This is a genomic window from Motilibacter deserti (assembly GCF_011250635.1).
Classification (GTDB): domain Bacteria; phylum Actinomycetota; class Actinomycetes; order Motilibacterales; family Motilibacteraceae; genus Motilibacter_A; species Motilibacter_A deserti.
Window position 1 is genome coordinate 1 of record NZ_JAANNP010000098.1, and the last position, 6,518, is coordinate 6,518.

General features: G+C 74.3%; 8 protein-coding genes. 5 read left to right on the forward strand and 3 right to left on the reverse strand.

From position 1 onward, the window contains the following. From G9H71_RS20305 to G9H71_RS20315, 3 genes are all read right to left on the reverse strand, one after another. Nucleotides 1–210, reverse strand: a 210-nt coding sequence (locus tag G9H71_RS20305; protein WP_166284604.1) for a hypothetical protein, incomplete at its 3' end; no start/stop codon positions are given. Between the two features lie 158 nt (nt 211–368). Next, entirely contained in the window at nt 369–1,064 is a 696-nt protein-coding gene (locus tag G9H71_RS20310) for a Crp/Fnr family transcriptional regulator (RefSeq protein WP_331273148.1), read from the reverse strand. Between the two features lie 94 nt (nt 1,065–1,158). Continuing rightward, nucleotides 1,159–1,725 carry an RsiG family protein gene (locus G9H71_RS20315; RefSeq protein ID WP_196792315.1) on the reverse strand — a complete coding sequence of 189 codons (567 nt, stop codon included), beginning with the start codon at nt 1,723–1,725 and terminating at the stop codon, nt 1,159–1,161. A gap of 178 nt (nt 1,726–1,903) precedes the next feature. Here G9H71_RS20315 and nth point away from each other — a divergent pair, with 178 nt between their 5' ends. From nth to G9H71_RS20340, 5 genes are all read left to right on the forward strand, one after another. Further along, a complete protein-coding gene (nth, locus tag G9H71_RS20320; protein ID WP_331273149.1) occupies nt 1,904–2,707 on the forward strand; it encodes an endonuclease III in 804 nt (267 codons plus the stop codon). Next, nucleotides 2,704–3,414 (forward strand): NUDIX hydrolase, encoded by a 711-nt coding sequence (locus G9H71_RS20325; protein WP_166284605.1) that lies wholly within the window; start codon nt 2,704–2,706, stop codon nt 3,412–3,414. The genes nth and G9H71_RS20325 overlap by 4 nt, the downstream gene beginning before the upstream one ends. Continuing rightward, complete coding sequence (locus G9H71_RS20330; protein WP_166284606.1) at nt 3,411–4,592, forward strand: MarP family serine protease; 1,182 nt, start codon at nt 3,411–3,413, stop codon at nt 4,590–4,592. Before G9H71_RS20325 ends, G9H71_RS20330 begins: the two co-directional genes overlap by 4 nt. Beyond that, the gene (locus G9H71_RS20335) at nt 4,589–5,152 is read left to right on the forward strand and encodes a hypothetical protein (RefSeq protein WP_166284607.1); all 564 of its coding nucleotides are present in this window, start codon (nt 4,589–4,591) and stop codon (nt 5,150–5,152) included. Before G9H71_RS20330 ends, G9H71_RS20335 begins: the two co-directional genes overlap by 4 nt. Nucleotides 5,153–5,332: 180 nt before the next feature. Continuing rightward, nucleotides 5,333–6,313, forward strand: coding sequence for an intradiol ring-cleavage dioxygenase (locus G9H71_RS20340; protein ID WP_166284608.1), 981 nt, complete (start codon nt 5,333–5,335; stop codon nt 6,311–6,313). Nucleotides 6,314–6,518: the final 205 nt, after the last annotated feature.

Here is a 6,518-nt window from a genome sequence, read left to right on the forward strand (position 1 = left end):
GAGGTCGGCGTCGCGGACGTGGATCTTGCGGTCCAGCTCGATCGCGACCGCGCTCACCGCGTACCCGAGCGGGTTGACCTCGACGATCGCGTCCACCCCGACGATCGCCGGTGCGGGCGGGGCGGCGTACGCCGTCGGCGCGGCCACCGTGGGGGCGAGGAACAGGGACGTCCCCGCGGCCATCGTCGCCCAGCGGATCGGACTCCTCATTGAGCCTCCTGCTGCTCTGACCCGGCCGCCGTGGCCGGGGGAGCGTAAGGAGACAACGCCGTCATTCCGGGCGTCAAGCGGAGGGCGCGCCCGAAGGTGGCGTGCGCGTGTGCGTCTGGTGCTCCGCCCGGAGTGCCGGTGCGGCCGTGGGGGCCGCGTCAGCGCGCGCGGCGCGCCAGCCGGTCGACGTCGAGCAGCACGACGGCGCGGGCCTCGTGCCGGATCCACCCGCGCTGCTGGAAGTCGGCGAGCGCCTTGTTGACCGTCTCGCGGGACGCGCCGACCAGCTGGGCCAGCTCCTCCTGGGTGAGGTCGTGCGTGACGTGCACGCCCTCGTCGCCCTGGACGCCGAAGCGGCGCGCGAGGTCGAGCAGGGCCTTGGCCACACGGCCGGGGACGTCGCTGAAGACGAGGTCGGCGAGGAACTCGTTGGTGCGGCGCAGCCGGCGGGCCAGCGACTGCAGCATCGTGTAGGCGACCTCGGGCCTGCCGCGGATCCACTTGTCCAGGTCCTCGTGGCCGAGCCCGATGAGCGTCGTCTCGGTGACCGCGGTGGCCGTCGCGGTCCGCGGGCCGGGGTCGAAGACGGAGAGCTCGCCGAACATCTCGCCCGGCCCCAGCACGCCGAGGAGGTTCTCCCGGCCGTCGGGGGCCGTACGCCCGAGCTTGATCTTCCCCTCGGTCACGACGAAGAGGGTGGAGCCCTCGTCGCCCTCCGCGAAGAGGATGTCGCCGCGCGAGAGGTGCTGCTCCTCCATGGTCGCGCGCAGCTCGCGGGCGGCCTCGTCGTCGAGCGCCGCGAAGAGCGGAGCCCGGCGTACGTGGTCGTTGACCTGAGCGTCGTCGCTGCTCACAGCGGCCAGTCTGCCCCACCCGGCGCCGCCCTACCGAGGCACCCCGCCGGATCTTGCGGAAGTTCTCGGCGGGGTGCGGCCGGACGGGTGACGATCAGGGCAGCGGCAGGGCCACGAGGCACTGGCGCGGGTCCTCGGCGTACCGCGCGACGAGCTCGCGGGTGGCGAGGTCGAGCCGCTCGTGCAGCCCCTTGCGGTAGGTCGAGAGAGCCAGGTCGGCAGCGGCCAGCCGGCCCATGAGCTCGCTGCGGGCCTCGTTGTCCTGCGGGTCCACCTCGGACCAGAGGGCGACGAGGTCGGGCAGCTCGGGCAGCGCGGCCAGGTCCGGCAGCGCGGCCGTGGCCTCGAGGGTGAGGAACGCCGAGCGGGCCGGGCCGCTCTGCCCGTGGGCGAGCACGTCGCGCAGCCGCTCGGGCCGGTGCAGGCGGGCCGAGTCGAGCACGTCGCAGCGGGCCTGGACGAGCCGGCGCCAGTACGACACCCGGCTCTCCTCGTTGCCGAGGTCCTTGCGGTACGCCCGCAGCTCCGCGAGCGACAGGTGCGCGAGCGCCGGGACCCGGGCGGGGGCCGGCTGGCTGCCGCGGCGGACCGGGGCGAGCTGTGCGGGTACCTCGGTGCTGCGGACGTCCGCGGCCGCGGGTAGGTCCGTCGATGCGGACATGCGTGCCTCCTCCAGTGACGGGTGGTCGGGGCGACGACCGCCCGTTGACGTGGAATAAATCGTCGGGGCCTCCGAAGTGCTTGAGCAGGCAGGCGCCCAGGTCACCCGGACGACCCATGGCGGGCGCCGTAGGCTGGCACTCGTGCCGCCGCGTGCCCGATCTGCCCGACCGTCGACCGTGTCCGACGACGCCGGGGCCGCGGTCGCAGCGGCCGCCCCCGTCGGCGGGGAGTCCCGGACGGCGCTCGTGCGCCGCGCGCGCCGGATCAACCGGGTGCTCGCCGAGCGCTACCCCGACGCCCACTGCGAGCTCGACTTCACCACGCCGCTCGAACTGCTCGTGGCCACGGTGCTGTCCGCCCAGACCACCGACGTGCGGGTCAACTCGGTCACCCCGCGGCTGTTCGCGAAGTACCGCACGGCCGCCGACTTCGCCTCGGGCGACCGCGAGGACCTCGAGACGATCCTGCAGCCGACCGGGTTCTTCCGCGCGAAGACCCAGTCGGTGATCGGGCTCGGGCAGGCGCTGTGCGAGCGGTTCGACGGCGAGGTCCCGAACCGGCTCGAGGACCTGGTCACGCTGCCGGGGGTCGGGCGCAAGACGGCGAACGTCGTGCTCGGCAACGCCTTCGGCATCCCGGGCATCACCGTCGACACGCACTTCGGCCGGCTCTCCCGCCGGTTCGGCTGGACCGTGTCCGAGGACCCGGTCCAGGTCGAGCACGAGGTCGGGTCGCTGTTCGAGAAGCGCGACTGGACCATGCTCAGCCACCGGCTGATCTTCCACGGGCGGCGGACCTGCCACGCGCGCAAGCCCGCCTGCGGGGCCTGCCCGGTCGCCAAGCTCTGCCCGGCGTACGGCACCGGCGAGACCGACCCGGAGAAGGCGCGCAAGCTGGTGAAGGACGTGCCGCCGGCGCAGTTCGACGCGCCGGAGGGCGCGGGGCCCGAGGACGTCTCGCCGCTCGGGACGCTCGCGTGAGCTCGGACGCCTCCGACTTGCCGGAGGCGCTCGCGCCGCTGTCCCGGGTCGTGCACTCGGGCCGGCGCGAGGACTTCAGCCGCCATCCCGTCCCGCCCGAGGGCGGGCGCGCATCGGCCGTGCTGCTGCTGTTCGGGCCCGGCCCGGCCGGCGTCGACGTCCTGCTGCTGCAGCGGGCCGAGGGGCTGCGCCATCATCCGGGGCAGGTGGCCTTCCCCGGCGGGCGGCTCGACGAGGGAGACGCCGGCCCGGTCGAGGCCGCCCTGCGCGAGGCGCAGGAGGAGACCGGCCTCGACCCGAGCGGGGTGGAGGTCCTGGGCCAGCTGCCGGCGCTCTTCCTGCCCCCCAGCGGCTTCCTCGTGACGCCTGTGCTCGGGTGGTGGCGTACGCCGAGTGCCGTGCGCGCCGGCGACCCCGCCGAGGTCGCGTCGGTGCACCGGGTCCCGGTCGCCGAGCTCGTCGACCCGGCCAACCGGCTGCGCGTCCTGCACCCGCAGAGCGGCTTCATCGGCCCGGCGTTCCGCGTGCAGGGGCTGCTCGTGTGGGGGTTCACCGGCAGCCTGCTCGCCTCCGTGCTGCGCCTCGCAGGGTGGGACCGCCCGTGGGACCAGTCGGCCACCCCGCTCGACATCAGCACTCAGCTTCGCGGAAGCGAGATACCCGTACCCGACGGCGGTCGTTCGGACGGCGACGGGCCCGACGAGTGATCCTCGACATCGCCCTGGCGATCGGGCTCGTGTCGTTCGCGTTCTCCGGCTACCGGCAGGGCTTCCTCGTGGCCGTCCTCGGGTTCGTCGGCTTCCTCGGCGGCGGCATCGCGGCGATGGTCTTCACCCCGCGCATCGTCGGCGACTGGGACCCCAGCACCGGTCAGGTTCTGGCCGCCGCCTCGGTGGTCGTGCTCGCCGCCGTGCTCGGCCAGCTGCTGCTCACCGGCATCGGCGGGCGGCTGCGCCGGCTGCTGGTCTGGGGTCCCGCCCGCCTGGTCGACTCCGCGCTCGGCGCGCTGCTGAGCGTCCTCGGGGTCCTCGTCGTGACGTGGTTCCTCGGCACGGCCGTGCGCGGCGCGGAGATGCCCCGGCTGTCGAAGGCCGTCGCCGACTCGCGGATCCTGCGCGCGGTCGACGCCACGATGCCCGATGCGAGCCAGCACTTCTTCTCCTCGTTCCGCGCGCTGCTCGACGAGGGGTCGTTCCCGCAGGTCTTCGGCGGGCTCTCCCCCGAGCGCATCCTGCCCGTCGAGGCCCCGGACGCCCGCGCCGTGCAGACGCCGGGGATCGCCAAGGCACGCCGCAGCATCGTGCAGGTGAGCGGCTCGTCGAAGGACTGCGACCGGCGCATCGAGGGCAGCGGCTTCGTCTACGCCCAGCACCACGTGCTCACCAACGCCCACGTCGTCGCCGGGGTCACCAAGCCGAAGGTGCAGATCGGCGGGGCCGGCACGGTCTACGAGGCGCGGGTCGTCGCCTTCGACTACACCCGTGACGTCGCGGTGCTCTACGTCCCGCAGCTCGAGGCGAAGGCGCTGCCGCTCGTGTCCGGTGCCGGCCGGGGCGACTCCGGCGTCGTCGCCGGCTTCCCCCGCGGCGGACCGTTCCGCATGGGGCCCGCCCGCGTGCGCGAGGTCATCCAGGCCCGCGGCCCGAACATCTACTCGACCCGTACCGTCACCCGCGAGGTGCTCTCGCTCTACGCGACCATCCAGCCCGGCAACTCCGGCGGTCCGCTGCTCTCGCCGTCGGGCGGGGTCATCGGCATGGTCTTCGCCAAGTCCGTGGACGACGACAAGACCGGCTACGCCCTCACGGTGGCCGAGCTCTCGCCGGTCGCCGACGGTGCGCGGGCCGCGACGAAGGCGGTGGACACCCGGGCGTGCGCGGCGTGACGGACGAGCGTGCCACGGTGCCGCGCTGGCCGTTCCACGCAGCGCTCGCCCTGCCGACGGCGGCCTTGCTGTGGGCGGAGAGCTTCCCCGGCCGGCCGGCGCTCTGGTGGACGCTGGGAGTGCTCGGGCTCGCGCTCGGGGCGCTCACGTGGCTCGCGCGGCTCGGGCTGAGCCGCGCCCGGCGCGACCCCTGGTCCTGGTGGTTCGTCGTCGGCCCCGTGGCCGGCGCGCTCGTGCTGGCCTTCGTGGCCGTCGACGGCCCGCTGCGGGTGCGGTGGGCGCTCGGGGAGGACCGCTTCCGGGACGCCGCGCAGCGCGTGCTGGACACCGGCAACGGCGAGCCGACGCCGCTGCGGCTGGGGACGTACACGATCACCTCGCTCGAGCCGGTCCCCGGCGGGGTGCTGATGGACGAGGTGACCGGCACCCCCGGCGGCCGCGCCGGGTTCGCCTACCTGCCCGACGGCGGGCTCGAGCGGCTCGCGGCGGAGGGCTACCTCACGCTCGCGGAGTCGCGGGGCCTCGGCGGCGGCTGGTACGCCTGGGCCGAGGAAGGCTGAGCGGCGCGGCTGGGAGGCGCTGGACGCCTCGCCCTGCCGGCACCCGCCGCGCCTGCTTGGTTGCCAGGTCTCAGCTCCCGTTCAGCTCGTCACAGCGAACCCACAGCCCGGCGACAGAGCGTTGCCGGGCAGCGCGCCGAGAGTGGTTGCTGAGCTTGGGACCGACCACGAGGAGCCGACATGAGCCAGCCCCGCACGCCGACGTACGAGGGACGACCGCTGCCGCGACCGGACGAGGAGGTCGTCGACCAGGGCCTCGGGTTCGACCTCGGGACGCTGCTCGGGCGCCGGCAGGCGCTGCGGGCGTTCGGCCTCGGTGCCCTCGGCCTGGGCCTCGCCGCGTGCGGGAGCTCGTCCTCGGGCAGCGGGTCGGCCGCGGCGGTCGCCACGCCGAGCGCGACCGCGACGACGGGGACGACGGGGACAACCGCGTCGACGGGGGAGATCCCCGACGAGACGGCCGGGCCGTACCCGGGTGACGGCTCGAACGGGCCGGACGTGCTGGAGCAGAGCGGCATCGTGCGCAGTGACATCCGGTCGAGCTTCGGCGATGCGAGCGGCACCGCCGAGGGCGTGCCCATGACGCTCGAGCTGTCGGTGTCGGATCTCGCGAACGGTGGTTCGGCCTTCGCCGGTGTCGCCGTCTACGTCTGGCACTGCACCCGCGAGGGCGGCTACTCGATGTACTCAGAAGGGATCACCGAAGAGAACTACCTACGTGGTGTGCAGATCGCCGACGCCGACGGCAGGGTGAAGTTCACCAGCATCTTCCCGGCCTGCTACGACGGGCGCTGGCCGCACATCCACTTCGAGGTCTACCCCGACGCGGACAGCATCAGCGACGCCGCGAACGCGATCGCCACCTCGCAGGTCGCTCTGCCCAAGGCGACGTGCGAGACGGTGTACGCCGAGCCCGGCTACGAGGCGTCGGTCACGAACCTGGCGAAGGTCAGCCTGGACAGCGACAACGTCTTCGGCGACGACGGCGGCGCCACCCAGCTCGGGACGGTCACCGGCGACGTCGCGGGCGGCTACGCCGTCTCGCTCGCGGTCCGCGTCGACACGCGGACGACGCCGACCGGTGGGGGCCAGCCGCCGAGCGGTGGCGGCGCGCCGGGCGGCATGGGCGGTCCCGGCGGACAGCCTCCGATCGGGGGCTGAGCGGGGGGTGAGCGAGCCTTCGCGGCGCCAGCGGCTCCTCCGCGGTGTCCTGCCACCGCCGTCGAGCCTTCGGCGCCGCGCAGGTGGGCTGTGCACAGGGTTGTGGTCGTCCACAGATCGCTCCGCGTGACAGCTCGGCCCCGGTCGGAGGCAGGACGCTGGCGGCGTGATGCCTCAGCTGCGAGCCATGGCCGTGCGACAGGGG